This is a genomic window from Vibrio sp. J2-4 (assembly GCF_021728155.1).
Taxonomy (GTDB): domain Bacteria; phylum Pseudomonadota; class Gammaproteobacteria; order Enterobacterales; family Vibrionaceae; genus Vibrio; species Vibrio diabolicus.
In genome coordinates this window covers 1-3,036 of sequence record NZ_JAKKCN010000030.1, presented here as the reverse complement: position 1 = coordinate 3,036, position 3,036 = coordinate 1, and the positions used below count along the sequence as shown (strand labels likewise).

The window sequence follows — 3,036 nt, the reverse complement described above, 5'->3', positions numbered from 1 at the left end:
TACACATTCAATGTTCTTTCATTGAGTCCATCAAAACCCCTTGGGTGTTGTATGGTTAAGCCTCACGGGCAATTAGTACAGGTTAGCTCAACGCCTCACAACGCTTACACACCCTGCCTATCAACGTCGTAGTCTACGACAACCCTTTAGGATACTTAAAGTATCAGGGAGAACTCATCTCAAGGCTCGCTTCCCGCTTAGATGCTTTCAGCGGTTATCGATCCCGAACTTAGCTACCGGGCAATGCGTCTGGCGACACAACCCGAACACCAGAGGTTCGTCCACTCCGGTCCTCTCGTACTAGGAGCAGCCCCTTTCAATTCTCCAACGCCCACGGCAGATAGGGACCGAACTGTCTCACGACGTTCTAAACCCAGCTCGCGTACCACTTTAAATGGCGAACAGCCATACCCTTGGGACCGACTTCAGCCCCAGGATGTGATGAGCCGACATCGAGGTGCCAAACACCGCCGTCGATATGAACTCTTGGGCGGTATCAGCCTGTTATCCCCGGAGTACCTTTTATCCGTTGAGCGATGGCCCTTCCATTCAGAACCACCGGATCACTATGACCTGCTTTCGCACCTGCTCGAATTGTCATTCTCGCAGTCAAGCGGGCTTATGCCATTGCACTAACCTCACGATGTCCAACCGTGATTAGCCCACCTTCGTGCTCCTCCGTTACGCTTTGGGAGGAGACCGCCCCAGTCAAACTACCCACCAGGCACTGTCCGCAACCCCGATAAGGGGTCGACGTTAGAACATCAACACTACAAGGGTGGTATTTCAAGGACGGCTCCACGCAATCTAGCGACTGCGCTTCAAAGCCTCCCACCTATCCTACACATGTAGGGTCAATGTTCAGTGCCAAGCTGTAGTAAAGGTTCACGGGGTCTTTCCGTCTAGCCGCGGGTACACTGCATCTTCACAGCGATTTCAATTTCACTGAGTCTCGGGTGGAGACAGCGTGGCCATCATTACGCCATTCGTGCAGGTCGGAACTTACCCGACAAGGAATTTCGCTACCTTAGGACCGTTATAGTTACGGCCGCCGTTTACCGGGGCTTCGATCAAGAGCTTCGACCGAAGTCTAACCCCATCAATTAACCTTCCGGCACCGGGCAGGCGTCACACCGTATACGTCATCTTGCGATTTTGCACAGTGCTGTGTTTTTAATAAACAGTTGCAGCCACCTGGTATCTGCGACTCTCAATAGCTCCATCCGCGAGGGACTTCACCGTCGAGAGCGTACCTTCTCCCGAAGTTACGGTACCATTTTGCCTAGTTCCTTCACCCGAGTTCTCTCAAGCGCCTTGGTATTCTCTACCCGACCACCTGTGTCGGTTTGGGGTACGATTCCTTACAATCTGAAGCTTAGAGGCTTTTCCTGGAAGCATGGCATCAATGACTTCACATCCGTAGATGCTCGACGTCGTGTCTCAGCCTTAAGAAGAGCCGGATTTACCTAACTCTTCAGCCTACGCACTTGAACCTGGACAACCGTCGCCAGGCCCACCTAGCCTTCTCCGTCCCCCCATCGCAATTGTAAGAAGTACGGGAATATTAACCCGTTTCCCATCGACTACGCCTTTCGGCCTCGCCTTAGGGGTCGACTTACCCTGCCCCGATTAACGTTGGACAGGAACCCTTGGTCTTCCGGCGAGGAGGTTTTTCACCCCCTTTATCGTTACTCATGTCAGCATTCGCACTTCTGATACGTCCAGCATGCGTTACCACACACCTTCAACCGCTTACAGAACGCTCCCCTACCCAATGCACTAAAGTGCATTGCCGCAGCTTCGGTTTACTACTTAGCCCCGTTACATCTTCCGCGCAGGCCGACTCGACCAGTGAGCTATTACGCTTTCTTTAAATGATGGCTGCTTCTAAGCCAACATCCTGGCTGTCTGAGCCTTCCCACATCGTTTCCCACTTAGTAGTAATTTGGGACCTTAGCTGGCGGTCTGGGTTGTTTCCCTCTCCACGACGGACGTTAGCACCCGCCGTGTGTCTCCCGGATAGTACTTACTGGTATTCGGAGTTTGCAAAGGGTTGGTAAGTCGGGATGACCCCCTAGCCTTAACAGTGCTCTACCCCCAGTAGTATTCGTCCGAGGCGCTACCTAAATAGCTTTCGGGGAGAACCAGCTATCTCCAGGTTTGATTGGCCTTTCACCCCTAGCCACAAGTCATCCGCTAATTTTTCAACATTAGTCGGTTCGGTCCTCCAGTTGATGTTACTCAACCTTCAACCTGCCCATGGCTAGATCACCTGGTTTCGGGTCTATATCCAGAGACTGAACGCCCAGTTAAGACTCGGTTTCCCTACGGCTCCCCTAGATGGTTAACCTTGCCACTGAATATAAGTCGCTGACCCATTATACAAAAGGTACGCAGTCACAGGACAAAGCCTGCTCCTACTGCTTGTACGTACACGGTTTCAGGTTCTATTTCACTCCCCTCACAGGGGTTCTTTTCGCCTTTCCCTCACGGTACTGGTTCACTATCGGTCAGTCAGTAGTATTTAGCCTTGGAGGATGGTCCCCCCATATTCAGACAGGATATCACGTGTCCCGCCCTACTCGATTTCACTGAATATGCGTCGTCAGTTACGGGGCTATCACCCTGTATCGCCAAGCTTTCCAGCTTGTTCACCTGACGCCTATAAAGCTTAAGGGCTAGTCCAATTTCGCTCGCCGCTACTTTCGGAATCTCGGTTGATTTCTTTTCCTCGGGGTACTTAGATGTTTCAGTTCCCCCGGTTCGCCTCGTTATGCTATGTATTCACATAACGATACTTACTTATGTAAGTGGGTTTCCCCATTCGGAAATCCCAGACTCAAGTGGTTTTTACTACCTAATCTGGGCTTATCGCAAGTTAATACGTCCTTCATCGCCTCTGACTGCCAAGGCATCCACCGTGTACGCTTAGTCACTTAACCATACAACCCGAAGGAGTTTCGAATTGAAGTTAAACAACCAAAGTTGTCTCTCATTATTTGAATGAGCGAGAGACATTCGATTTTGCCGGACTCA

1 rRNA gene is annotated in these 3,036 nt (G+C 51.2%); it reads right to left on the bottom strand.

Annotated elements, in window-relative coordinates:
- Positions 1-51: 51 nt before the first annotated feature.
- Positions 52-2,942, bottom strand: a 23S ribosomal RNA gene (locus L3V32_RS25960).
- Positions 2,943-3,036: the final 94 nt, after the last annotated feature.